The following is a 24,549-nucleotide window of genomic DNA, read 5'->3' on the forward strand; positions in this document are numbered from 1 at the left end:
TGCGCGAAACGAGCCGGACAAGGAGGTCCGAGCATGGGCACGGCCCCGGAACCGAAGGAACTGAGGGAGCGGCGGGAACCGCGGGAACCGTGGGAGCCGATACCGGTCGTCCTCGCGGGCGCCCGCGGGCACGGGCGCTGGCATCTGGACAACATCCGGCGGCTGACCGCCGAGGGAAAGGTGCGCCTCGCCGGGGTGTGCGAACTCGCGCCGCTCACCCGGGAGGAACTGGGCGACGGGCTCGGCGAGCCCGAGCAGTCCGCCGACCTCGCCGCGCTCATGACCCGCACCGGCGCCCGGATCGCCGTCATCTGCACCCCGATCCACACCCACGCCGACCTCGCCCTCACCGCCGCCGAGCGCGGTGCGCACCTTCTGCTGGAGAAGCCGCCCACGCCCTCGTACGCCGAGTTCACCCGGATGAGCGAAGGGCTGCGCGGATACGGAACCGCCTGCCAGATCGGCTTCCAGTCGCTCGGCTCCCATGCCCTGCCCGCCATCCGGAAGCTCGTCGCCGACGGCCGCATAGGGGCGATCCGCGGCATCGGCGCGGCCGGGGCATGGGCCCGCGGCGAGGACTACTACACCCGCGCCCCCTGGGCCGGACACCGCGCCCTCGACGGCCGCGACGTCGTGGACGGCGTCCTCACCAACCCCCTCGCCCACGCCATCGCCACCGCCCTGCACCTCGCCGACGCCGGCCGGGCCGAGGACGTGGCCGGTATCGAGCTGGAGCTGTACCGGGCCAACGCCATCGAGGCCGACGACACCTCCTGCGTACGGATCCGCACCACCCGCGGCACCACCGTGGCCGCCGCCGTCACCCTGTGCGCGGAGGAGCCCGGTGAGCCGTATGTGGTCGTCCACGGCGACCGGGGCCGGATCACCTTCTGGTACAAGCTGGACCGGGTCCGTGTCGAACGCGACGGAGCGCCACCCGAGACCACCGACCACGCGCGCACCGATCTGCTGGACAACCTCGTCGCGCATCTCCGCGACGGCACCGAACTGCTCGTTCCCCCGGACCGCACCGGCGCCTTCATGCGCGTCGTCGAGGCGGTCCGCACCGCCCCCGCACCGGTCCCGCTGCCCGCCGACGCCTGGCGCACCGAGCCCGGTGCGGACGTCACCGCGCGAGCGGCCAAGCGGCGCGTGGTGACCGGCATCGACCGACTGGTCACCGCCGGCGCCGAGCGCCTCGCCCTGTACTCCGAACTACGCGCCCCCTGGGCCGCTCCCCCCACGGAGGTCCCGCACCCATGACATCCCTGACCCCCTCGGACCCCCTGACCGCCTCCAACCCGCTGACTCCCTCCCTCACCCGCCGTCCCCCGTGCACCCTGCTGCGCCATGAGCACCGGGTCGTCGGGACATATGTGCACCGCCCCGAACTGCCGGGCACGGTCGCGCCGCGCCCGTATCTGCATCCCGTGCGCACCCTCGGCGGTGTCACCGTCACCGGGCTGCGGCCCGCCGAGGACCCGGCCCACCTGGGGGTGTCGATGGCCATCCCGGAGGTGGCCGGATGGAACTTCCGGGGCGGCCCGGGCCGACGGGACCACCAGGGCAGCCAGCGCCACCTGAGCTGGCTGCTGCGCGACCCCGACGGGTTCGTGGAAGAGCTGTCGTGGACGGCCGGCGGGCGGCAGCTGCTGCTGGAACGGCGCACGGTGGCCGTACGGGCCCTCGGAACGGAGTGCTGGGCGCTGGACTTCACCTCCGCCCTCACCAATGTGACGGGCGAGGAGATCGCCCTCGGCGGGGCGGGCCACGCGGGCGGCTTCTTCTGGCGCGTCCCCCGGCGCCCCGAGCCCGCGCGGGTCTTCAGCGCCGACGGCGAGGGCGAGGCGGCGGTGCACGGACGGCCCGCGGACTGGCTGGCGCTGGCCACCGACGACTGGACCCTGGTCTTCGTCGGCGCGACCGGCGACACCCGGGCCGACCCGTGGTGGGTCGGCACCGGCGACCACCCGGGCGTCGGCTCGGCCCTCACCTGGCGGCGCCCCCTGCCCATAGCCCCCGCCGACACGATCACCCGCCGCATCGTCACCGCGACAGCCGACACCCGCCTCACCCAGCCCGCCGCGGCCCGCCTGGCAGGCCACCTCTCCGACAAGGGCGCGGCCGTATGAGGCCACTGCCCTCAGCCAAGACGGCGCGACCCCAAGTGACCACTACTCGCAAATGAACCCACAAGGAGACGAACCATGAAACCAACGCGCCGCAGAGCGACCCGCACCGCGGCCGCCCTGGCCGCGGTCCTGACCCTCGCCCTGACAGCCACCGCCTGCGGTGACGACGGCTCGACCACCGGCGAGGAAGGCTCCGGTAAGGGCACCATCACCTTCTGGGACAACAACGGCGGCCCCCGCACCAAGATCTGGAAGCAGATCATCGCCAAGTTCGAGGACAAGTACCCCGACATCACGGTCAAGTACGTCCCGATCCCGATCGCCAACGTGCAGTCGAAGTACGACACCGCCATCCAGAGCGGCGGCGACAGCCTGCCCGACGTCGGCGGCGTGGGCACCGCGTACCTGGCCAATCTGGTCGCCCAGGGCGCCCTCGACCCCGTGACCGACCGCATCGGCGACAGCGCCCTCAAGGGCAAGCTGATCAAGAACATGGTCGAGAGCGTCCGCGCGGCCGGAGGTGACGACAAGGAGCTGTACTCCGTCCCGACCTCCGCCAACCAGGGCACCCTCTGGTACCGCACCGACCTCTTCAAGGCGGCGAAGCTGCCCGCGCCCGACAGCTGGGAGAACTTCTACAAGGCCGCCGACGAGCTGACCGACAAGGGCCGGAACAGGTTCGGCTTCACCCTGCGCGGCGGCGCGGGCTCGATCGCCCAGGCGCTGGACATGATGTACGCCCAGTCCGGCATCCCGTCCTTCTGGAGCGGCGAGGGCGGGGACAAGACCACCCTCAACGACCCGAGGAACGTCGCGGCGCTCGAGAAGTACATCGCCCTCTTCAAGAAGGTCACCCCCGCCGCGGACCTCAACAACGACTTCGCCAAGATGGTCGCCCAGTTCGACCAGGGCGACATCGGGATGCTCCAGCACAACCTCGGCAGCTATGTGGACCACGTACGGCTGCTCGGCAAGGACAAGATCGCGGGCATACCGCTGCCGCCGTCCCGGCAGGGCGCGGCGCGCACCATCGTCTCCAACCCGGTCGACGGCCTCGGGCTGTTCAAGGCGAGCAAGAACAAGGCGGCGGCCTGGAAGTTCATCGAGTTCGCGGCCTCCCCGGAGATGAACAGCCTCTGGAACGAGGACGTCGGCGCGATCCCCGCCAACGTCGGCGCCGCGGACGACGACTGGATCGCGAAGGCCCCGCCGACCAAGGCCGCGCTGGAGTCGCTCAACGATCCGCGGACCAAGGTCGTCCAGCTCCCGTACTACCTCCCGGACTGGAACAACATCAGCAAGGCCGACAACGAGCCCAGCTTCCAGAAGGTGCTGCTCGGCCGGATGACCGCCAAGGCGTTCTGCGACAAGGTCGCGAAGGAACTCAACGCGGCACAGGCGGACTGGAAGAAGCACCAGGGCTAGCCGGACCGGCCGCCATGGCTGGACAGCCGTACGAGCCGCGCGCATCGGGGCGGCCGCGCCACAGCGGCGGCCGTCCCGGCACCCGTCACGCCCCGCTCCCCGGACGAAAGGCATCTCGCCGTGTCCCTGACCCGCAGACACGCGGCCGCTTCCCTCGCCGCGCTGCCCCTCACCTTCGCCGCCACCGGCACGGCCGAGGCACGTCGCCGTCCCCGTCCCGGCCGCCGTACGACCGTCTACATCGCGGGCGACTCCACCGCCGCGACCAAGCTCCCCTCGGCCGCCCCCGAGACCGGCTGGGGGATGGCCCTGCCGGTCTTCCTGCGGGACGACCGGTTCGCGGTGGCCAACCACGCCGTCAACGGCCGCAGTTCCAAGAGCTTCTACGACGAGGGCCTGCTCACCCCCATCCTGGCCGCCATCCGCCCCGGCGATCTTCTCCTCGTGCAGTTCGGCCACAACGACGAGAAGACCGAGGACCCGGCGCGCGGCACCGATCCGCGGACCACCTATCCGGAGTATCTGCGGAGCTATCTCCAGGGGGCGCGCGACCGCGGCGCCCATCCGGTCCTGCTGACCTCCGTCGAGCGCCGCCGCTTCGACGCGGCGGGCACCGCCCAGCCCACCCACGGTGCCTACCCCGACGCCGTACGGCGGCTCGCCCGCACCGAGCGGGTGCCCCTGATCGATGTCCAGGCCACCAGCATCGCGCTGTGGCAGCGGCTCGGGCCCGAGGCCACCAAGGACTACTTCGACTGGCTCGGCCCGGGGGAGTGGCCCAACCATCCTGACGGGCTGGCGGACAACACCCACTTCCAGCCGCACGGCGCGATCGAGGTCGCCCGCCTCGTCGCCCGCGGACTGCGGGAGGAGCGGGTGCTGGGCCCGCGCGACGTCCGGCGTCTGGACGAAGCGATTCCGGACAGCTCGATCACCTGGTAGCTCCTGGATCACCGGCCGGCCGCCCGACCACCCGGTTCACCCCCTGGATCGCCCGGCAACCCCCGGTTCCCCCCTGGATCGCCCGGCACCTCCCGGTTCACCGCCCTCCCTTTGTCGCTTTGTCTCTTCGCCCACAGGAGCCGTCATGCCCAGAAGCCATGCCCGCGTCGCCACCGTGCTCGGCTGTGCCGCGTTCGCCCTCGGCGCGTTGGCCACCGCTCCCGCCTCGGCGCATGCGCCGTCGGCCCTCGTCCGTACCGCCCTCCCCGCGGGCGACGGCTGGGCGTCCGCCGACGGCGGTACGACCGGCGGCGCCAGGGCCGACCGGGCGCACACCTTCACGGTCACCAACCGGGCGGAACTGGCCGAGGCGCTGAACGACGCCGATCCCACGCCGAAGATCATCTACGTCAAGGGCACGATCGACGCCAACACCGACGCCACCGGAAGGCCGTTGTCCTGCGCGGACTACGCGACCGACGGCTACTCCCTGGACGCCTATCTCACCGCCTACGACCCGGCGACCTGGGGCAAGGCCGAGCCGTCCGGCCCCCAGGAGGACGCCCGCGCCGCCTCCGCCGCCCGGCAGGCCGAACGGGTCGAGCTGACGGTGGGCTCCAACACCACCATCGTGGGCCTCGGCCGCTCCGCCCGGCTCCTGGGCGCCGGCCTCCAGGTCCGGGGCGCGGACAACGTCATCGTCCGCGATCTCACCTTCGAGGACGCCTTCGACTGCTTCCCCGCCTGGGATCCGACCGACGGCGACGACGGCAACTGGAACTCCGAGTACGACAACCTGGTGGTGTACGGCTCCACCCACGTCTGGATCGACCACAACACCTTCACCGACGGCCGCCGCCCCGACAGCGCCCAGCCCAGCTACTACGGCCGGCTCTACCAGCAGCACGACGGTGAGCTGGACGTGGTGCGCGGCGCCGATCTCGTCACCGCGTCCTGGAACGTCTTCGCCGACCACGACAAGACGCTGATGATCGGCAACAGCGACGGCGCGGGCGCGACGGACCGCGGCAGGCTCCGGGTCACCCTCCACCACAACCTGTTCAAGAACATCGTGGAGCGAGCGCCGCGGGTGCGGTTCGGCAAGGTGGACGTCTACAACAACCACTTCGTCGCGCCGAAGAGCGGATATGTCTACAGCTGGGGCGTGGGCGTCGAGTCCCAGCTCGTCGCCGAGGCCAACGCCTTCACGACGCCCTCCTCCGTCGACCCCGCGAAGATCATCAAGAAGTGGAACGGCACGGCGCTGACCGCGCGGAACAACGTCCTCGGCGGTCGCCCGGCCGACCTCCTCGCCCTCCACAACGCGGGCGTCCCCGGGGAGCCGTTGGGCGATGACGCGGGCTGGACGCCGACGCTGCGCCCTCGGGTCGACGCGCCGCGCGCGGTGCCCGGTGTCGTGGACGGGGGCGCGGGCGCGGGCCGTCGGCCCTGACGGCCCGCCACCCCCGAGCAGGGAGGCCGGGCGTTACTGGCCCCGCCCGGCCTCTCTTTCCCGTCCGACTATGAACTCTATGTATACGTGCTGTGTATAGTGCTCTCACTGCGTGCCACCAACTTTACGTATTTAGGTAGGCGTTGGCGGCATCGCGACCAGTATTGGCCACAAGAGGACTTCGGTGACATCAATGGGGCGAAAAGGTCGAATATCCGGGCTGTGCGTCAGTCTCGTCGGTGCCGTCTGTCTGACGCTGGGCCTCAGCGGGTGTGGGGCGTCGTACGACACCACCTCACCGCGCAGCGCCCGGGAGCACGCGGCGTCGGACGCAGACGGCTCGACACCAGCCGCCTCCAAGCCGGACGTGCTCAAGAAGGGCGACGGGGCGAACGGCTCGGTCGACTGCGCCGTCGCCAAATGCGTCGCCCTCACCTTCGACGCGGGCCCCAGCGAGAACACCCCCCGGCTGCTGGAGATCCTCAAGCGCGAGAAGGCCCACGCGACCTTCTTCATGCTCGGCAGGAAGCACATCGACCGTCACCCGGACCTGGTGCGCCGTATCGCGGACGAGGGGCATGAACTGGCCAACCACACCTGGTCGCACAAGATCCTGACCAAGACCGACTCCGATGAGGTCCGCACGGAGATCACCCGCGTCCAGACCGCCGTCAAGAAGCTCACCGGCCGTACGCCGCTGCTGATGCGCCCGCCGCAGGGGCGTACGGACGAGCGGGTCTCCAAGATCTGCCGGGAGCTGGGTGTGGCGCAGGTGCTGTGGAGCGTGACGGCGAAGGACTACCAGACGAACGACTCCGCGCTGATCGAGAAGCGGGTGCTGGACCAGACGAAGCGCGACGGGATCATCCTGCTGCACGACATCTACAAGGGCACGGTGCCGGCGGTGCCGGGCATCCTGGCGAAGCTGAAGAAGGAGGGCTACACGGTGGTGACGGTCTCCCAGCTGATGGCCCCGGCCGTCGCGGAACCGGGCAAGGTATATCGCCCATGAGGCAACAGACCGACACCATCTCCGTCGCGTTCGAACATCCTCGGCCACAAAATGATCAAGAGTTGTCGCAAGCTATCGCGATGCGATCGGGATTTCGTAATCTAAGAATCCTCGGGAGCCCGGCAACCTAATCTGGACTGGCGGCAACTACGACATGGAGCGGGCCGGCCCGGATCCTCCGGCCCGTTCTCTCGACGCGGAACAGGAGTTGCCATGGGGCTGAGACGCAAACGGGGCCGTCACCGCCGTCGCAAGGACCGCACGCTGCCGTTGGGCAGCGCCGTGATCGTGGCGTCGGCCGTGGCCGGGGTGTATCTGACGGCTTCGCCGGAGGGCGCGAGCGCCGTGCCCACCACCCTGTACGTGGCCACCAACGGCAGCGACGGCAACACCGGCACCCTCAAGTCCCCCTACCGAAGCCTGGAGAAGGCGTTCTCCACCGCCAAGGCGGGCACCACCATCGAGGTCCGCGGCGGCACGTACTACCCCTCCAGGACCCTGCGCAGCTCCGTCAGCGGCACCCCCCGCGAGCGCGTCCGACTGCGGTCGTACCGGGCGGAGAAGGTCCGGCTCGACGGCTCCCGGCTGGGCGAGGGCTCCTCGCTGGTCTCCCTCAACGCCGACTACTGGACGGTCTCGGGGATCGAACTGCGCAACGCCCCGGGCGGCGGCCTGGTCTGCACCTCCTGCGCGCGCAACGTCTTCCAGAACCTCAGCACCCACGGCAACGGCGACACCGGGCTCACCCTCCGCGGCGACGACACCAACGGCAACGTCATCCGGAACCTGGACTCCTACGCCAACCACGACGACGCCACCGGCGGCCAGCGAGCCGACGGCATAGCCATCACCCACGGCTCCGGCACCGGCAATGTGGTCACCGGGTCCCGGCTGTTCCACAACAGCGACGACGGCCTCGACCTGTGGATGTGGGCCGACCCCGTCACCATCGAGCACTCCTGGGCCTTCGGAAACGGCCGGAACCGCTGGCACATCCCCTACTTCAAGGGCGACGGCAGCGGCTTCCAGCTCGGCGCCGACCGCCGCGACGCCCCCACGCCCGCCCATGTCGTACGGTCCTCCGCCGCCTGGGCCAACACCAAGAGCGGCTTCGACGCGGGCGGCAACACCGGAGCCCTCCGGCTCCAGCGCACCACCTCCTTCGACAACTGGGGCAAGGGCTACGCCGTCGCCGGTTCCCACGCCCGGCTGACCCGCAACCTCGCGCTCTCCAACGGCCGCGGCAGCGCCGACACCGGCCTCCTCGCCGTCTCCCGCGACAACAACTGGGCGCCGGGTGGCCGGGCCACCCCGCCGCTGGTCACCACCGACCCCACCACGGCCTTCGGCCCCCGGCGGCCGAACGGCTCGCTGCCGCTCACCGGCTTCCTCGTGGTCATGGACCGCACCGAGATCGGTTCGCCGATGAACTGAAACCCCGGGAAAACCTGTATCGCGCTCCTGGCGGGCACAATCCCCTGATCCGGCACGCCGCCGACCCGCCCGCCGTCCCCCGAGGAGCGCGACCATGGCGAGACAGATCACGGACAAGGCCCCGGCCCCACCAGGGCCCGGACTCCCCCTGCTCGACCGCTACTTCCGAATATCCGAGCGCGGCTCGACCCTCGGCCGGGAGGTCCGGGGCGGGCTCGCCACCTTCTTCACGATGGCGTACATCCTCGTCCTGAACCCGATCATCCTGGGCGGGGCGAAGGACAAGTTCGGCGAGCAGCTCTCCGGTACCCAACTCGCCACCGCCACCGCCCTGGTGGCCGCCGTGATGACCGTCCTCATGGGCATCGGCGGCAATCTGCCGCTCGCCCTCGCCGCGGGCCTCGGGCTCAACGCGGTCGTCGCCTTCCAGATCGCCCCGCAGATGAGCTGGCCCGATGCCATGGGTCTGGTGGTGCTGGAGGGCCTGATCATCTGCGCGCTGGTGGTGACCGGGCTGCGCGAGGCGGTGATGCACGCCATCCCGCAGCCGCTGAAGCAGGCCATCAGCGTGGGGATCGGGCTGTTCATCGCCTTCATCGGCTTCATCGACGCCGGGTTCGTCTCCCGCATCCCGGGCCCCACCGGCGCCACGCCCGTGCAACTCGGCTCGGACGGGCGGCTCACCGGCTGGCCGGTGCTGGTCTTCTGCGTGGGGGTGCTGCTGACCGTCGCGCTGATGGCGCGCAAGGCCAAGGGCGCGCTGCTCATCAGCATCGTCGTCTCGACCGTGCTCGCGATCGTCATCAACGAGATCGCCGACATCCGGCCGGAGGCATGGGGGCTGACCGTGCCCGCCCTCCCCGACAGCGTCGTCGACACCCCGGACTTCGGGCTGCTCGGCTCCTTCAGCCTCTTCGGGGCGTTCCAGCAGGTCGGTGTGGTCACCATCGTCCTGCTGATCTTCACCCTCATCCTGTCCGACTTCTTCGACACCATGGGCACGGTCGTCGGGGTGACCAACGAGGCCGGGCTGCTGGACGCCGAGGGCAGGGTGCCGGGGCTGGGGCGGGTGCTGCTCATCGACGGTGCGGCGGCCGCACTCGGCGGCGCCGCGTCCGCCTCGTCCAACACCAGCTACATCGAGTCCGCGGCCGGGGTCGGTGAGGGCGCGCGCACCGGCTTCGCCAGCGTGGTCACCGGAGCACTGTTCGGGCTCGCGCTCTTCCTGACCCCGCTGGCCACCGTGGTGCCCGCCCAGGCCGCCGCCCCGGCGCTGATCGCGGTCGGCTTCCTGCTGATGAGCCAGGTGCGGTCCATCGACTGGGAGCGCGTCGACATCGCCGTCCCGGCGTTCCTCACCATCGCGCTGATGCCGTTCAGCTACTCCATCAGCAACGGGATCGGCGCCGGGTTCATCTCCTATGTGGTGATCAAGACGGTGCTGGGCAAGGCGCGGGAGGTGCACTGGCTGCTGTGGGGGACGGCCGCGCTGTTCGTGGTCTACTTCGCGATCGACCCCCTCGAGCAACTGCTCACCTGAGCCGCGGCGGTTCCGCCCTGGAGCCGCCCCGGAAGCCGCCCCGCCCCGTCAGCTGTGGCCCATGATGGGGCGCGGGCGGTAGGGGGCCTCCAGGCGGGCCACCTCCTTCTCGTCGAGCGTCAGCCCGACCGCCGCGACCGCGTCCTCCAGGTGGCGGGTCTTCGTGGCGCCGACGATCGGCGCGGTGACCGCGGGCCTGCTGAGCAGCCAGGCCAGCGCGACCTGGGCGGGGGACACCCCGCGCTCCTCGGCGATCGCGCGGGTGGCGTCCACGATGGAGAAGTCCGCGTCCGCGTACCACCTCTCCACCAGCGGATCGTTGCCCGCCCGGACCGTCTGCCCGGTGCGGTCCCGGTCGCGGGTGCCCGCCAGCAGCCCGCGCGCCAGCGGGCTCCAGGGGATGACGCCCACGCCCTGGTCCAGGCAGAGCGGGTTCATCTCCCGCTCCTCCTCGCGGTAGAGCAGGTTGTAGTGGTTCTGCATCGAGACGAACCGGGTCCAGCCGTGCGCCTCGGCGATGTGCTGGGCCTTGGCGAACTGCCAGGCGTACATGGAGGACGCGCCGATGTACCGGGCCTTTCCGGCCCGCACCACATCGTGCAGCGCCTCCATCGTCTCCTCGAGCGGCGTCTCGTGGTCGAAGCGGTGGATCTGGTAGAGGTCCACGTGGTCGGTGCCCAGCCGCCGCAGCGAGGCGTCGATGCCCGCCATGATGTGCTTGCGGGACAGACCGCGGTCGTTGGGGCCCTCGCCCATCGGGTGGTAGACCTTCGTGGCCAGGACGTAGTCGTCGCGGCTGGGGAAGAGCTCCCGCAGCAGCTCACCGGTGATCTCCTCGCTGCGGCCCACCGAGTACATGTCGGCGGTGTCGAAGAAGGTCACCCCCTCCTCGGCCGCGCGCCGCACGATCGGCCGCGCGTCGTCGATGTCCAGTTGCCAGGGCCGGTGCTCGGGGCTGCCGTAGCTCATCATGCCCAGGCAGATCCGCGACACCTTGACGCCCGACGCGCCCAGCCGTACGTACTCCATGCCTCTGCTCCTCCTGCTCGTCCGCCCGTTCGGCCGCCGACCCGTCACAGCAGACCACCCCGGCCGCCCGATGTCAGCCCGGTGTGACGAAACCGCTCTCGTACGCGGCGATCACCGCCTGGGTGCGGTCCCGCACCCCCAGCTTGGTGAGCACCGCCCCCACATGCGTCTTGACGGTCGCCGGGCCCACCGCCATCCGGGCCGCGATCTCGGAGTTGGACAGCCCGTCGGTCATCAGCCGCAGCACCACGGCCTCCCGCTCGGAGAGCCGGTCGCGCAGCGCCCGCGCCGTCGCCTCGCGGTCCGGGCCGCGGGCGGCGGCGTGCTCGGCGGCCAGCGCCCGCACCGCGGCCGGGAACAGCAGCGAATCGCTGCGCGCCACCACCCGCACCGCGTCCACCAGCTCCGCCGCGCGGGCCCGCTTGAGCAGGAAGCCGCTGGCCCCGGCGCGCAGCGCGTCGTACACATAAGCGTCGTTCTCGAACGTCGTCACCACGATGACGCGCGGCGGGTCCGGCACGGTGCCCAGGATCCGCTCGGTGGCGCGGATGCCGTCCACATCGGGCATCCGGACGTCCATCAGCACCACGTCCGGGCGCAGTTCACGGACCACCGGCACGGCCTCGGCGCCGCTTCCGGCCTCGCCCACGACCTCCAGGTCCGGCTCGCTGGAGAGGATCGCGCGCAGCGCGGTGCGCACCATCCGCTCGTCGTCGACGAGCACGATGCGCAAGGGAGACGGCGGGGTGCTCACCGGGTGGCCTCCACCGGGAGCCGGACCGTCAGCCGCCAGACGCCGTCCACGGTGTCCCAGGCACAGGTGCCGCGCAGCAGGGTGACCCGCTCGGCGATACCGCGCAGCCCGCGGCCGCCGCCGGCGGTCCGTGCCCGGGTGGTTCCGTCCACCGGGTTCTCCATCGTGATCTCCACCTTCTTCCGGTCCTCGGCGATCCGGAGCCGCACCGGCACCCGGCCCGCGTGGCGCAGCGCGTTGCTGAGCCCCTCCTGGACGATGCGGTACGCCTCGCGGGAGACCACGGGCGGCAGCCGGTCCAGCGTGCCCGGGGCCGTCAGTTCCACGGCGACGCCCGCGGCCCGGGTGCGGGCGAGCAGCCCGTCCAGATCCATGAGGGTGGGGGAGGGGGCGGGGGCCGGGGCATCCTCCCCTTCCCGTAACAGGCCCAGCACGCTGTCGAGTTCGCCAACCGCGTCCCGGGTGGTCTCCTCGATGGCCGCCAGCGCCTCCCGGGCGAAGTCCGGATCGGAGTCGAGGACCTTACGGGCCGCGCTCGCCTGGAGGGTCACCGCGCTCAGCGCATGGCCGACCGAGTCGTGCAGCTCGCGGGCGAGCCGGTTGCGGGAGGCCAGCCGGGCGGCCCGCCGCTCGGCGGCGGCGAGCCGCTCGGCGGGGGCCGGGCCGAGCAGCGCGGGCGCACAGCGGGCCAGCAGCGCCCCGGCGGCCGCGGCGGTCCCCATGAGCAGGGCCAGCAGCGCCACCCCGGCCAGGGGCGCCGGCGCGGCGGGGGCCGAGGCGAAGGCGTGCGGCCAGTCCAGGCCGTCGGCGTACGCATCGTCGGTGAACGGGAGCGCGACCAGCAGCGCCGAGGCGGGCAGCAGGGACAGGAAGAGCCCGCTGACCAGCCCGCCGATGGCCAGGTGCAGCCCGTACCAGAGCGATGTGCGGGCGCGCGCGTCCCACGACCCGGCGGGCCCGGCCGCGAGTTCCGCGGACTCCGGCAGTCCGCACAGCGAGCGCGCGGCGGTGGCCTCCAGGGGGCGTACGAGCGGCAGGAGCGCGGTCGGCGCGGCCAGCGGCAGGGCCGAGGCGAAGGTGACCAGCTGCCAGCGCAGCGAGGTGAAGGGATCGGCGCCCCGGACCAGCATCGCGAGGACCACGGCGGTCAGCAGGTAGTACGGCATCAGCAGGGCGCCGCCGAGCACCAGATGGACCCAGCGCAGCTGGGCCCGGCGGCCGACCACCGCACGGACCGCCCGCCGCCACCACGCCCCGGTCACCGGGCGGGGCGTTCCGCCGCGCGGCCCGCGGAGCCGCGCTCGCGGAAGAAGCGCCCGCCGGCCGTGAGGACGAGCAATCCGACGGTCATCTGCACAGCGTAGGTCAGATTCATCAGCGCGGTCGGCTCCTTGGCGGCGCTCTGGGCGGTCAGCCCGGTCATCAGGAGCCAGCCGCCCCAGCAGGCCAGCGCCGCCGAGCCGACCCAGGCCAGGCCCAGCGGCAGGGCGAGGCGCACCGGGCGCCCGGCGCGGAAGGCGACCATGAGCACGCCGACGACGGTGACCAGCGCGAACAGCACGTACACGCCCTCCAGGACGGCGAAGTCGCCGCCGCGGTCCTCGGCCCGCTCCCGGTTCAGCCCGGTGTCCGAGCCCGCGGCCCACAGCAGATGGACGGCGGCGGGCACCGCGGTGAGCAGGGCGATGACGACGGCGACCGGGCGCCGGAGGGCACGGTCCGGCCCCTGGGCGGGCAGATCGGCGATCCGGCCGCGCCACAGATGGCCCCAGCGGCGGCGCGCGTACAGCACGAACAGGCCGCCCAGGGCCAGCCCCTGCACGATGAACCCCCCGTAGACCATCCCGAAGACCCACTCGGCCAGGAACGTCCCGCCCGATCCGGACGACCGGCCCCCGTCCCCGCCGTCGAAGCCCAGCGCCCTGGCCGCCAACTGGGCCGGGAATCCGGCCATGATGGGCGCGAGCAGACCGCAGGCAGCCCATGCGGGCAGGGCCGTCAGCCAGGCCGGTGCCCGCAGCCCCCAGGGGCGGGTGAGCAGCAGGGCGAGAACGACCACGGCCGCGTCCATGAGCACCGACAGGCCGTTGACGACGGCCATCAGCGTCTGCCGGCCCGGGTCGCGCAGCTCGCTGCCCTCGGGGATGCCGACGTGACTGCCCGCCACCCAGGCGACCTTGAGACCGATGTAGGGGAGACAGGCGAGGATCGCGACGGCCCGCAGGATCCGCGCGGCGGAGTCACCGGGGACGCGGGCGGGGGCGGAACGCGTGCCGGGGAGGGTCTGGGTCATGGCCACCAGCCTCCCGGCGCCGCGGGCGCCGCGCGTCACCCCGCCCGACGATCCCCCTCCGCCGCGCGGCGGAGGGGGCCGTCCTCCCGTGGGTCAGAGGCGGCGCGTCGCGAGGGTGAGCCGGTCCCGGGCGTCGAACAGGGCGTCCTTGATCATCTGCTCATGGGTGGGGGTGAGCCGGGCCACCGGCACCGAGCAGCTGATGGCGTCGCGCGAGGGGGTGCGGTACGGGATGGCGATGCCGAAGCAGCGCAGGCCCAGGGTGTTCTCCTCGCGGTCCACCGCGTACCCCTGCTCGCGGATGAGGTGCAGCTCCTCGATCAGCTTCTCGCGGTCGGTGATGGTGTGCTCGGTGAGCTGGCTCAGCGTCTCCGGCAGCAGCTTGCGCACCTGCTCGTCGGAGTACGTGGCCAGCAGCGCCTTGCCCAGTGAGGTGGAGTGGGCGGGCAGCCGGCGGCCGACGCGGGTGAAGGGGCGCAGATAGTGCTGCGACTGCCGGGTGGCGAGATAGACGACATTGGTGCCGTCGAGCCGGGCGAGGTGGATGGTCTCGGTGGTGTCGTCCGAGAGCCGGTCCAGGGTGGGGCGGGCGGCGGCCACGACCTCGTCGCCGTCGATGTAGGAGGTGCCGACGAGGAGGGCGCGCACCCCGATGCCGTAGCGGGTGCCGGTGGCGTCCGTCTCCACCCAGCCGAGCTCCACCAGGGTGCGCAGCAGCATGTAGAGACTCGACTTGGGATAGCCCACGGCCTCCTGGACCGCGGCGAGGCTGTGCATCCCGGGCCGCCCGGCGAAGAACTCCAGCAGTTCGACCGTGCGGACCGCCGATTTGACCTGGGCCCCGCCTGTCTCGGCAGCTGACATCGCCTTGACCCCTCTGTTCGACCAGCCATAGAGTCCCAGGGGAAATTCATCACCCGGGACAGCGTTCAGCATATCGAACACCGTCGATGTGTGGGACGCAAGCAGCGGTAACACCACAGCAGGAGGAATCCGCGGTGTCAGCACCAGTGTGGAGCGTCGACCCCCGAACCGGAAAGCAGCGCGAGCAGGTAGCGGTCGAAGCCACGGCGGAGGAGGTCGACCGCGTGGTGCGCGCGGCCCACGCCGCCCGCGGCTCCCTGGCCGACCGTGCGGTGCGCGCCGCCCTGCTGCGCACCGCCGCCGATCTGCTCGACGAGGCCCGTGACCAGCTGGTCGAGGCCGCCGACGCGGAGACCGCACTCGGCCCCGCCCGGCTCACCGGCGAACTCGCCCGCACCACCTACCAGCTGCGGTCGTTCGCGACCATCGTGGACGAGGGCGCCTTCCTCGACGTCCGCATCGACCACGCCGACGCCACCCAGACCCCGCCCTGGCCCGATCTGCGCCGCTACAAGCTGCCGCTCGGCGTCGTCGCCGTCTACGCCGCCAGCAACTTCCCGCTCGCCTTCTCCGTGCCCGGCGGGGACACCGCGAGCGCCCTCGCCGCGGGCTGCCCGGTCGTCGTCAAGGCCCACCCCGACCACCCCGCCACCTCCGAGGTGGCCGCCTCCGCACTGCGCCGCGCCGCCGAGCGGGTCGGTGTGCCCGCCGATGTGATCGCCGTGGTGCACGGCTTCGACGCGGGTCTTGAGCTGGTCAAGCATCCGCTGATCGCGGCCGCCGGGTTCACCGGCTCGGTCCGCGGCGGCCGTGCCCTGCACGACGCGGCGGCCTCCCGGCCGGTGCCGATCCCCTTCCACGGCGAACTGGGCAGCCTCAACCCGGTCGTGGTCACCGAGGCCGCGGCCGCCGAGCGCGGCGACCAGATCGGCGCGGGGCTCGCGGGCTCCATGACGCTGGGCGTCGGTCAGTTCTGCACCAAGCCCGGCTTTGTGCTGGCCCCGGCCGGCCCGGCGGGCGACGGCCTCCTGAAGTCCCTCACCGACGCGGTCAGCAACACCGACGCCGGGGTCCTGCTCGACCACCGGATGCGGGACAACTTCGTCGCCGGGATCAAGGAGCGCGTCGAGCTGGCGGACGTGGAGGCTCCGGTCACCCCCGGCTCCGGCGGTGAGCACACGGTCAGCGCGGGCTTCCTGACCGTCCCGGCGCGGCGGCTCGCCGAGGGCGGCCCGCACGATGTGCTGCTGGAGGAGTGCTTCGGCCCGGTAACCGTTGTGGCGCGCTACGAGAGCGACGACGAGATCAGCGCGGTGCTCGGCCGGCTCCCGGGCAACCTCACCGCCACCGTCCACCTCTCCGCCGCCGAGGGCGAGGGCACCGAGGGCCGGGCCGGTGAGCTGATCGCCGAGCTCACCCCGCTGGCCGGCCGGGTCCTGGTCAACGGCTGGCCGACCGGCGTCGCGGTCGCCCCGGCCCAGCACCACGGCGGCCCCTACCCGGCCACCACCTCCACCTCCACCTCGGTCGGCGGCACCGCCATCGAGCGCTGGCTGCGGCCGGTCGCGTACCAGGACACCCCGGCCGCCCTGCTGCCGCCGGAGCTGCGCGACGAGAACCCGCTGGAGCTGCCGCGGCGGATCAACGGCGTCCGGGAGCAGCGCGGCTGACCCCCCGGAACGGCGAATCGGCCGCCGGACCCGCGGATCTGACCCGTGGGCCCGGCGGCCGCGTTCGTACGCCCGTGGCTACATGAGAATCGCCGCAGGTCAGCGGGTATGTATAAGGATCACTTGAAGGCATCCGACACGGAAACGCGATAGACGCCGGGGTGAGCCCGTCCCATAGTGGATGGACATGGAGAGCCTGGCGGGCGCCGAATTCGCGCCACATACGACGTATCTCACCACCGCGTCCAGCGGTCTGATCCCCGCACGCTCCGTAGCCGCCGTGAAGGCGGTCCTCGACGGCTCGGCCGCCGGACAGCCCATCGTCGACGTGTCCTTCGAGGCGGTCGAGGCGAGCCGTGCCGCCTACGCCCGGCTCGTCGGCGTACCGGCCCGGCGCGTCGCGGCCGGCAGCTCGGTCGCCGTGTACGCGGGGATGATCGCGACCTCGCTGCCGCCCGGGGCCGAAGTCCTGGTGGCCGACGGCGACTTCAGCTCCCTGGTCAACCCCTTCGCCGTCCGCGGCGACCTCAAGCTGCGCATCGTGCCGCTGGAGGAGATCGCCGAGGCGGTACGGCCCGGTACGGCGCTGGTGGCCGTGAGCGCGGTCCAGTCGGCGGACGGGCGGATCGCCGACCTCGACGCCATCCGGGAGGCCGCCCGGACCCACGGGGCCCGCACGCTGGTGGACATCAGCCAGGCGGCCGGCTGGTTCCCGGTGAACGCCGCCGAGGCCGACTACACGGTCTGCGTGGCCTACAAGTGGCTGATGTGCCCGCGTGGGGCCGCCTTCCTGACCGTGCCCGAGGACCTCGGCGACCTCAGCCCCGTCTTCGCGGGCTGGGTCGCCGGCGAGAAGCCCTGGGACAGCTGCTACGGCCCGGTGGAGGAACTCGCCCACTCCGCACGGCGCTTCGACGAGAGCCCGAGCGTGTACGCGTACGTCGCGGCCCGGCACTCCCTCGCGCTGGTCGAGGAGCTGGGCACCGAGGCCATCGCCGCCCATGACCGCGCGCTCGCCGACCGCTTCCGGGCCGGGGTCATCGCGCTCGGCCACCGGCCCGTGGCCGCCCCCGGCTCGGCCATCGTCTCCGTACCGGGCCTGGGCGACGCCGCGTCCCGGCTGGCGGAGGCGGACGTGCATGTCTCGGCGCGGGCCGGCAACCTCCGCGCCTCCTTCCACCTGTACAACACCGCGGCCGATGTGGACCGGCTGCTGGAGAAGCTGTCCGGCTGAGCCGGTCCCGGTACGGGGGACTCGCGGCACAAAAACCCGAGGGAAGCCGGGGACAAAAAACCTGAGGGAAGCCGGGGCACTCCGGCTTCCCTCAGATCACGGACGTCACGTCATCGCACGGCGGTCATCACCGCACGGGCGTGAAGTCCCTCGCGCCGATGAACTCCGGCCGGCGGACCGGCGCGGCGAACGGCTCGACCGCCGTGTTCTCCACGCTGTTGAACACGATGAACACATTGCTGCGGGAGTGCGGCGTGATGTTGTCGCCGGACCCGTGCATGCAGTTGCAGTCGAACCAGACAGCCGACCCGGGCTGCCCGGTGAACAGCTTGATGCCGTGCTTGTCGGCGAAGCCGCTGAGCGCCTCGTCGGACGGGGTGCCCGCGTCCTGCATCTGCAGCGACTTCTTGTAGTTGTCCTTCGGCGTCGCGCCCGCGCAGCCCAGGAAGGTGCGGTGCGACCCCGGCATGATCATCAGGCTGCCGTTGTACGCGTAGTTCTCGGTGAGCGCGATCGAGACCGACACGGTCCGCATGTTCGGCAGCCCGTCCTCGGCGTGCCAGGTCTCGAAGTCCGAGTGCCAGTAGAAGCCCGAGGCGCCGAAGCCCGGCTTGACGTTGATCCGGCTCTGGTGGACGTACACGTCCGAGCCGAGGATCTGCCGGGCGCGGCCCACGACCCGCGGGTCGCGCACCAGCTTGGCGAAGACCTCGCTGATCCGGTGCACCTCGAACACCGACCGTACGTCCTGCGACTGCGGCTCGATGATCGAGCGTTCGTCGGCGCGCACGTCCGGGTCGGCGATCAGCCGCTCCAGTTCGGTGCGGTACTCCGCCACCTCAGCCGGAGTGATCAGCTCGTCGATCGCCAGGAAGCCGTCGCGATCGAAATCGCTCAGCTCGGACGGTTGCAGCGGTCCCGGAGCCCCGGGCTCGGACCACACCACCGGGTCCACGCGTGGTGTGGCCACCTCCACGGTCCCGCGGGTCGGGTACAGGTCAGTGACCGTGGTCATCGGATCATGCCTCCTCGGTCTCGGTGATCAGCGGGTATACGCCGTTCTCATCATGGTCCTCCCGTCCGGTGATCGGCGGGTTGAAGACACAGACGCACCGGAAGTCCGTCTTGGGGCGCATGGTGTGCTTCTCGTGCCCGTCCAGCAGATACATGGTGCCGGGCGTGATCCAGTGCTTTTCACCGGTCTCGTCGTTGGTGAGCTCGGCCTCACCCTCGACACACAGCACCGCCTCGATGTGGTTGGCGTACCACATCGACGTCTCGGTACCCGCGTAGAGGATGGTCTCGTGGAGCGAGAAGCCGACGCCCTCCCGGGCGAGCACGATGCGCTTGCTCTCCCAGGTGCCGGACTTGGACTTGATGTGCCTCTCGGTGTCCTCGATGTCCTTGAAGGATCGGACGATCACGGTGAGTTCTTGCCTCTCTCTTCTCTGCGGTGCGGGAGGGTTATGCGGTCTCGCGGACCGCGCGGGCGAGGGTCCGCAGCCCCTCGTCCAGGTCTTCGGGGGAGATCGTCAGCGCGGGCAGCAGCTTGACGACCTCGCTCTCGGGGCCGGAGGTCTCGACCAGCAGACCGAGTTCGAAGGCGCGCTTGCAGACGGCCGAGGCGCGCGGCTTGTCCTCGAACTCCAGGCCCCACACCAGGCCACGGCCGCGGAAGTGGGTGCCGGACTGCTCCTCGCAGATGGCGCGCAGGGCCTGCTCGACCTGCTCGCCGCGGGCGAGGGTCTGCTTCTCCATCTGGCCGTCCGCCCAGTAGGTGTCCAGGGTGGCGGCGGCGGTGACGAACGCCGGGTTGTTGCCGCGGAAGGTGCCGTTGTGCTCGCCGGGCTCCCAGATGTCCAGCTCGGGCTTGAAGAGGGTGAGCGACATCGGCAGGCCGTAGCCGCTGATGGACTTGGAGACGGTCACGATGTCCGGGGTGATGCCCGCTTCCTCGAAGGAGAAGAAGGCGCCGGTACGGCCGCAGCCCATCTGGATGTCGTCGACGATCAGCAGCATGTCCTGGCGCTCGCACAGTTCGGCCAGGGCGCGCAGCCACTCGGGCCGGGCCACGTTGATGCCGCCCTCGCCCTGCACGGTCTCGACGATCACGGCGGCGGGCTGGTTGAGGCCGGAGCCCTGGTCCTCCAGCAGCCGCTCGAACCACAGGAAGTCCGGGATCGTGCCGTCGAAGTAGTTGTCGAACGGCATCGGGGTGCCGTGGACCAGCGGGATGCCCGCACCGGCGCGCTTGAAGGCGTTGCCGGTCACGGCCAGCGACCCCAGCGACATGCCGTGGAAGGCGTTGGTGAAGGAGACGATCGCCTCGCGGCCCTTGACCTTACGGGCCAGTTTGAGCGCGGCCTCGACGGCGTTGGTGCCGGTCGGGCCCGGGAACATGACCTTGTAGGGCAGGTCGCGCGGCCGCAGGACGTTGTTCTGGAACGACTCGAGGAACGCGCGCTTGGCCGTGGTGGACATGTCCAGGCCGTGGGTGACGCCGTCACGCTCGATGTAGTCGATCAGCGCCCGTTTCAGCACGGGGTTGTTGTGGCCGTAGTTGAGCGACCCGGCCCCGGCGAAGAAGTCGAGGTAGGTGTGGCCGTCCTCGTCGTACATGTGGCTGCCCTGCGCACGGTCGAAGACGGCGGGCCAGCCACGGCAGTAGCTGCGCACCTCCGACTCCAGGGCCTCGAAGACGCTCAGGGCGGGCGGGGTGATGGTCACAGCGTTCTCCTGGGAGAGGGGTGTGAGGGGGGTGAGGAGGGGGTGAGGGATCGGGGGTGAACCGGGATCGGGGTTCAGGTCCGGTCAGCGCGCGGCCCGAGCGGGCCGAGCGGACCGATGCGGTAGAGCACCTCGGGCTCGTGCGCACCGTCGGGGAACAGACCGCCGTGGAAGAGCACCTCACGCTCGAGCGGGGCTTCGTGCCGCTCGGCGAACGAGGTGAACAGCCGGTTCGAGGCGGTGTTGTCCGGGGTGATCGTCGTCTCGATGCCGCGGACGCCCGTCGCGGTGACCCGCTTGACCAGCCCGTCGAGCAGGGTGGCGGCCAGTCCGCGGCCTCGCCAGGCGTGGTCGACGGCGACCTGCCAGACGACCAGGGTCTCGGGGCGCTCGGGGCGGACATAGCCGGTGATGAAGCCGACCGGTCCGCCGTCGGCGTCGCGCGCCACTACGGATGTGGCGGCGAAGTCGCGGCACCACAGGAGGTAGCTGTAGGAGGAGTTGAGGTCCAGGGCTTTGGAGTCGCGAGCGATTCGCCAGATCGCGGCTCCGTCCTCGACGCGCGGGGTGTCGAGGGTAAGGCCCTCCGGCAAATCCAATTCGCTACGGACAAGGTCTGCTTGTGCGGCGGTCATGCAAATTCAATTTACCCAGCAGAATCAGAAAATGCATCGTGGTGGGGGGTTACGCGGAGGAGGGTCGATGTGTTATCACGCGGGAGCGCGCGTGCGCGCGGCCGCTCGCCGAAAGACGGTGATTTGTGCGGGAGTTACTGGGGCAAAGCGCATCGCGTGTGGGGTCTGTCACATGTGCGTAACTGGGTGGTGACTGTCTTGAATTACGGGATAGGGATCCCGTGAAAAATTTTGTGTTTAGGAATCACAAAAGCGGGAAGACGAATCTGGAAGCAGTAGCGGAAAAACGCGGGGAATTTCTGGCCACGCTGCCATGAATTCAATCTCCCACGGTGAACTGAGGGAAGTCGCCCCGCACCGCGAAGGCCCCGGAGGCGCCGTTGCCCGAGGCCGCGTACGCGTCCCGGCCGGTGTCCCGGTCGCCCTCGGCGTGGTTGTACTGCCCCGCGAAGACATACCGGCCCGCGGGCACGGTCGCCCCCTTCCGGAGCGTCCAGCGGTAGACCAGCACACCGTCCTCGACATGGGTGGCGGTGGTCACATCGCCGGTCGGCAGCGAGCTCCAGGACCCGGTGGACCGCACACCCCCGGTGTCCGCGACCCGCAGCTCAACCGTGAGCGAGGTCAGCGGCCTCCCGATGGTGAGCGTGATGTCGCTCTGTGCCCAGTACGGATTGGAATGGGCGTTGATGGCGCCCTTGGACCGCACGGTCGGCTCGGCGAGGTGGTTTGGACCCGCCGCGGTGGGATAGGCGCTCGGCGTGTGCCGCTCAGCATCGCCTTGCGACCCGGCGTCCGGCTCGTCCCCGGGCCGCCGGTCCGCGTCCGCGCTCGCGCTGTCCGCACCGGCGCCCGCGCCCGCCGGGGGTGCGGCGGGCTCGCTCGAGGTGCGCACCGTCTGCGGCCGCTCGGCACCGTCCGTGGCCACCACCGCGATCCCCGTCGCGGCCACCGCCGCGGCCAGCCCGGCGACCGGGCCCACCACCCGGGTCCAGCGCGGGCTCGTCCGCAGGGCGCGGCGCCGGTCGTCGGCCGCCATGCCCGCCGTGACCCGGGCCAGCATCCGGATCCGGTCCGGCTCATGGGAGGCGGCGGCCGTACGCAGCTCGGCGACGACATCGCGGCCCTCGGGGCGCTCGCGATGCTCGATCATCAACTGCCCCCTCCTGCGTGCCCGGCGTGGCCCACGTGACCGGAGTGGCGGGCTGGGCCTGTGTGGCCGGTGTGGCTGGTGTTTCCGGAGCGGAGCGTTCGTACCGTCCGCCCTGTCCGTTCTGCCTCGGTCGCCGTCGGCAGTTCGTCCTCCCCGTCCGGAGGGCCGAGCAGCCGCTCCAGCTCGGCGATGCCGCGTGAGGTCTGACTCTTGACCGTGCCCACCGAAATGCCCAGCGTACGGGCCGTCTCCCGCTCGGAGAGGTCGAAGGCGTGGCGCAGCACCACACACGCCCGCTTGCGGAACGGCAGCCGGACCAGCGCCGCCTGCACATCCACCACGGCGGACACATCCGGGTCGTCCACGCGGTCGGGGCGCTGCGAGGAGAAGAGCGCCACCCGGCGCCGCTCGCGCACCAGGCTGCGGATCCGGGAACGGGCCAGGTTGGCCACCACGCCCCGGGCGTACGCGGCCGGGTGGTCGGCGGCCCGCACCCGGTCCCACTGGTGCCAGACCGCCACCAGCGCGTCGGCCGCCAGGTCGTCCGCCCCGTCGGAGCTGCCGAGCAGCAGATGGGCGAGGCGGGCCAGCTCGGCGTGGTGCCGCTCGAAGAAGTCCCGGAACTCGGCTTGTGGGTCGGCCGGTAAGGCGTCGGCGGACAGGACGTCGGCCGGCAGCGCGTTTGCGGATAAGGCGTCGGCCGGTAAGCCGTCGGGGCCCTCCGGTGCGTCGGGCGCCTGCGGGAATACGTCCCCCGGGTCCCCCGGATCCCGTGGCGTGTCCGCCATGCGCGTCGCGTCCATCCGTACGGCTCGCGCGGTGCCCGCGGCGGCCGGGTCATCGGCGGGAGCGCTCACGAGGACCTCCTCACTGCCGCTCGTCCGGTGGGTTGCGTGAGCGTAGCAGCGCTCTGCGTGTTGTTCGAGTGGCGCCGTTGCCGCTGATGGGAATTGGCCGGTCAACGCCCTGCTCCGGTCTCGTACAGTGCGTTGCATGAGGGATAGCGCGGTGCTCCACATCAAGGGCCGGGTCCTGGTCGGACCGGACACCGGCGACGCTGCCGGGGACGTGAGGGACGAGCTGTGGGTGGTCGACGGCAGGATCACCTTCGAGCGGCCGTCCGGGGCCAGGGACATCCGGCTGATCGAGGGCTGGGTGCTGCCCGGACTCGTCGACGCCCACTGCCATGTCGGACTCGACGCCCATGGGGCGGTGGACGACTCGACGAGCGAGAAACAGGCGCTGACCGACCGGGACGCCGGGGCGCTGCTGCTGCGGGACGCCGGATCGCCGGCCGACACCCGCTGGATCGACGACCGCGAGGACCTGCCCCGCATCATCCGGGCGGGTCGCCATATCGCCCGCACCAAGCGCTACATCCGCAACTACGCGCATGAGATCGAGCCCGAGGACCTGGTCGCCTATGTGGCCGCGGAGGCGCGGCGCGGCGACGGCTGGGTCAAGCTGGTCGGCGACTGGCTCGACCGGGAGACCGGCGACCTGGGGTTCTGCTGGCCGCGCGGCGCGGTCGAGGAGGCCATCGCGGAGGCGCACCGGCTGGGTGCGCGGGTCACGGCGCACTGCTTCGCCGAGGAGAGCCTCGCCCCGCTGGTCGAGGCGGGGATCGACTGCGTCGAGCACGCCACCGGGCTCACCGAGGAGACCATCCCGCTGTTCGCCGAGCGGGGCGTGGCGATCGTCCCGACCCTGGTCAACATCGCCACCTTCCCCCGGCTGGCGCTGGGCGGCGAGGCGAAGTTCCCCCGCTGGGCCGACCATATGCGGCGGTTGCACGCGCGCCGGTACGAGACCGTACGGGCGGCCTACGACGCGGGCATCCCGATCTACACCGGCACGGACGCGGGCGGCGGCCTGGCCCATGGGCTGGTCGGGCAGGAGGTCGCCGAGCTGGTGAAGGCGGGCATCCCGGTGCGGGACGCGCTCTCGGCGGCGACCTGGGGAGCGCGGGACTGGCTCGGGCGGCCGGGGCTCACCGAGGGCGCCTCCGCCGATCTCGTCGTCTACGACGCGGATCCGTGCGCCGATGTGCGGGTGCTGACGACGCCGCGGCGGGTGGTGCTCCGGGGACGGGTGGTCGGCTGACGGGGCGGGCGGGGCTGAGACGGGCGGGGGACAGGTGGGGCGGGGGGTGCCTGAAGGGAACGTGGTTCGAACTGGGCGGCGAACCACACCCATTGGGATGAACGGACACCATGTGTCTGCCTGTTTACCCTCGGTGCGCAAATATGGCG

22 protein-coding genes are annotated in these 24,549 nt (G+C 71.6%); 11 read left to right on the forward strand and 11 right to left on the reverse strand.

Annotation, left to right across the window (positions count from 1 at the left end; all coding sequences use genetic code 11):
- Positions 1 to 33 precede the first annotated feature (33 nt).
- From ACZ6TD_RS35230 to ACZ6TD_RS35265, 8 genes are all read left to right on the forward strand, one after another.
- A complete protein-coding gene (locus tag ACZ6TD_RS35230) occupies positions 34 to 1,263 on the forward strand; it encodes a Gfo/Idh/MocA family protein (RefSeq protein WP_471344624.1) in 1,230 nt (409 codons plus the stop codon).
- On the forward strand, positions 1,260 to 2,132 hold the full coding sequence (locus ACZ6TD_RS35235) for a DUF6807 domain-containing protein (protein WP_471344625.1): 873 nt from the start codon (positions 1,260 to 1,262) through the stop codon (positions 2,130 to 2,132). The genes ACZ6TD_RS35230 and ACZ6TD_RS35235 overlap by 4 nt, the downstream gene beginning before the upstream one ends.
- A 75-nt stretch (positions 2,133 to 2,207) precedes the next feature.
- Positions 2,208 to 3,557: an ABC transporter substrate-binding protein gene (locus ACZ6TD_RS35240; protein ID WP_471344626.1), complete on the forward strand. Its 1,350-nt coding sequence runs from the start codon at positions 2,208 to 2,210 to the stop codon at positions 3,555 to 3,557.
- Positions 3,558 to 3,677: 120 nt separating this feature from the next.
- The gene (locus ACZ6TD_RS35245; RefSeq protein WP_471344627.1) at positions 3,678 to 4,499 is read left to right on the forward strand and encodes a rhamnogalacturonan acetylesterase; all 822 of its coding nucleotides are present in this window, start codon (positions 3,678 to 3,680) and stop codon (positions 4,497 to 4,499) included.
- A gap of 145 nt (positions 4,500 to 4,644) precedes the next feature.
- On the forward strand, positions 4,645 to 5,952 hold the full coding sequence (locus ACZ6TD_RS35250; RefSeq protein ID WP_471344628.1) for a pectate lyase family protein: 1,308 nt from the start codon (positions 4,645 to 4,647) through the stop codon (positions 5,950 to 5,952).
- A 193-nt stretch (positions 5,953 to 6,145) separates the two neighbouring features.
- Positions 6,146 to 6,964 (forward strand): polysaccharide deacetylase family protein, encoded by an 819-nt coding sequence (locus tag ACZ6TD_RS35255; protein ID WP_471344629.1) that lies wholly within the window; start codon positions 6,146 to 6,148, stop codon positions 6,962 to 6,964.
- Between the two features lie 213 nt (positions 6,965 to 7,177).
- The gene (locus ACZ6TD_RS35260; protein WP_471344631.1) at positions 7,178 to 8,398 is read left to right on the forward strand and encodes a right-handed parallel beta-helix repeat-containing protein; all 1,221 of its coding nucleotides are present in this window, start codon (positions 7,178 to 7,180) and stop codon (positions 8,396 to 8,398) included.
- A gap of 94 nt (positions 8,399 to 8,492) precedes the next feature.
- Positions 8,493 to 9,938 (forward strand): NCS2 family permease, encoded by a 1,446-nt coding sequence (locus ACZ6TD_RS35265; RefSeq protein WP_471344633.1) that lies wholly within the window; start codon positions 8,493 to 8,495, stop codon positions 9,936 to 9,938.
- A gap of 48 nt (positions 9,939 to 9,986) precedes the next feature.
- Here ACZ6TD_RS35265 and ACZ6TD_RS35270 read toward each other — a convergent pair whose 3' ends face one another.
- The 5 genes from ACZ6TD_RS35270 to ACZ6TD_RS35290 all read right to left on the reverse strand — a co-directional run bounded on the left by ACZ6TD_RS35270 (position 9,987) and on the right by ACZ6TD_RS35290 (position 14,878).
- Entirely contained in the window at positions 9,987 to 10,967 is a 981-nt protein-coding gene (locus ACZ6TD_RS35270) for an aldo/keto reductase (protein ID WP_471344635.1), read from the reverse strand.
- Positions 10,968 to 11,040: 73 nt separating this feature from the next.
- Positions 11,041 to 11,670, reverse strand: a complete 630-nt coding sequence (locus tag ACZ6TD_RS35275) for a response regulator (protein ID WP_471358316.1) — start codon at positions 11,668 to 11,670, stop codon at positions 11,041 to 11,043.
- Between the two features lie 47 nt (positions 11,671 to 11,717).
- Entirely contained in the window at positions 11,718 to 12,983 is a 1,266-nt protein-coding gene (locus tag ACZ6TD_RS35280) for a sensor histidine kinase (RefSeq protein WP_471344636.1), read from the reverse strand.
- Positions 12,980 to 14,014: a hypothetical protein gene (locus tag ACZ6TD_RS35285; RefSeq protein WP_471344637.1), complete on the reverse strand. Its 1,035-nt coding sequence runs from the start codon at positions 14,012 to 14,014 to the stop codon at positions 12,980 to 12,982. Before ACZ6TD_RS35285 ends, ACZ6TD_RS35280 begins: the two co-directional genes overlap by 4 nt.
- A gap of 93 nt (positions 14,015 to 14,107) precedes the next feature.
- Positions 14,108 to 14,878, reverse strand: a complete 771-nt coding sequence (locus ACZ6TD_RS35290) for an IclR family transcriptional regulator (protein WP_020872266.1) — start codon at positions 14,876 to 14,878, stop codon at positions 14,108 to 14,110.
- Between the two features lie 86 nt (positions 14,879 to 14,964).
- On the opposite strand from ACZ6TD_RS35290, the gene ACZ6TD_RS35295 reads away from it, so the two are divergent.
- Complete coding sequence (locus tag ACZ6TD_RS35295) at positions 14,965 to 16,548, forward strand: aldehyde dehydrogenase (NADP(+)) (protein WP_471344638.1); 1,584 nt, start codon at positions 14,965 to 14,967, stop codon at positions 16,546 to 16,548.
- Positions 16,549 to 16,735: 187 nt separating this feature from the next.
- The gene (locus tag ACZ6TD_RS35300; protein ID WP_471344640.1) at positions 16,736 to 17,782 is read left to right on the forward strand and encodes an aminotransferase class V-fold PLP-dependent enzyme; all 1,047 of its coding nucleotides are present in this window, start codon (positions 16,736 to 16,738) and stop codon (positions 17,780 to 17,782) included.
- A 127-nt stretch (positions 17,783 to 17,909) separates the two neighbouring features.
- Here the strand turns inward: ACZ6TD_RS35300 and thpD are convergent, their stop codons facing one another.
- The 6 genes from thpD to ACZ6TD_RS35330 all read right to left on the reverse strand — a co-directional run bounded on the left by thpD (position 17,910) and on the right by ACZ6TD_RS35330 (position 22,959).
- Positions 17,910 to 18,797, reverse strand: a complete 888-nt coding sequence (gene thpD, locus ACZ6TD_RS35305; RefSeq protein WP_471344642.1) for an ectoine hydroxylase — start codon at positions 18,795 to 18,797, stop codon at positions 17,910 to 17,912.
- 4 nt (positions 18,798 to 18,801) lie between these two features.
- The gene (locus tag ACZ6TD_RS35310; RefSeq protein WP_137977423.1) at positions 18,802 to 19,206 is read right to left on the reverse strand and encodes an ectoine synthase; all 405 of its coding nucleotides are present in this window, start codon (positions 19,204 to 19,206) and stop codon (positions 18,802 to 18,804) included.
- A gap of 40 nt (positions 19,207 to 19,246) precedes the next feature.
- The gene (gene ectB, locus ACZ6TD_RS35315) at positions 19,247 to 20,509 is read right to left on the reverse strand and encodes a diaminobutyrate--2-oxoglutarate transaminase (RefSeq protein WP_471344643.1); all 1,263 of its coding nucleotides are present in this window, start codon (positions 20,507 to 20,509) and stop codon (positions 19,247 to 19,249) included.
- Positions 20,510 to 20,583: 74 nt separating this feature from the next.
- Entirely contained in the window at positions 20,584 to 21,144 is a 561-nt protein-coding gene (gene ectA / locus ACZ6TD_RS35320) for a diaminobutyrate acetyltransferase (RefSeq protein WP_471344645.1), read from the reverse strand.
- Between the two features lie 319 nt (positions 21,145 to 21,463).
- Positions 21,464 to 22,297, reverse strand: a complete 834-nt coding sequence (locus tag ACZ6TD_RS35325) for a hypothetical protein (RefSeq protein WP_471344647.1) — start codon at positions 22,295 to 22,297, stop codon at positions 21,464 to 21,466.
- Positions 22,297 to 22,959 (reverse strand): SigE family RNA polymerase sigma factor, encoded by a 663-nt coding sequence (locus ACZ6TD_RS35330; RefSeq protein ID WP_471358319.1) that lies wholly within the window; start codon positions 22,957 to 22,959, stop codon positions 22,297 to 22,299. Before ACZ6TD_RS35330 ends, ACZ6TD_RS35325 begins: the two co-directional genes overlap by 1 nt.
- Before the next feature lie 331 nt (positions 22,960 to 23,290).
- Between ACZ6TD_RS35330 and ACZ6TD_RS35335 the strand changes: the two genes are divergently transcribed.
- Positions 23,291 to 24,400, forward strand: coding sequence for an amidohydrolase family protein (locus ACZ6TD_RS35335; protein WP_471344648.1), 1,110 nt, complete (start codon positions 23,291 to 23,293; stop codon positions 24,398 to 24,400).
- Positions 24,401 to 24,549 lie beyond the last annotated feature (149 nt).

The organism is Streptomyces yongxingensis (genome assembly GCF_055597465.1).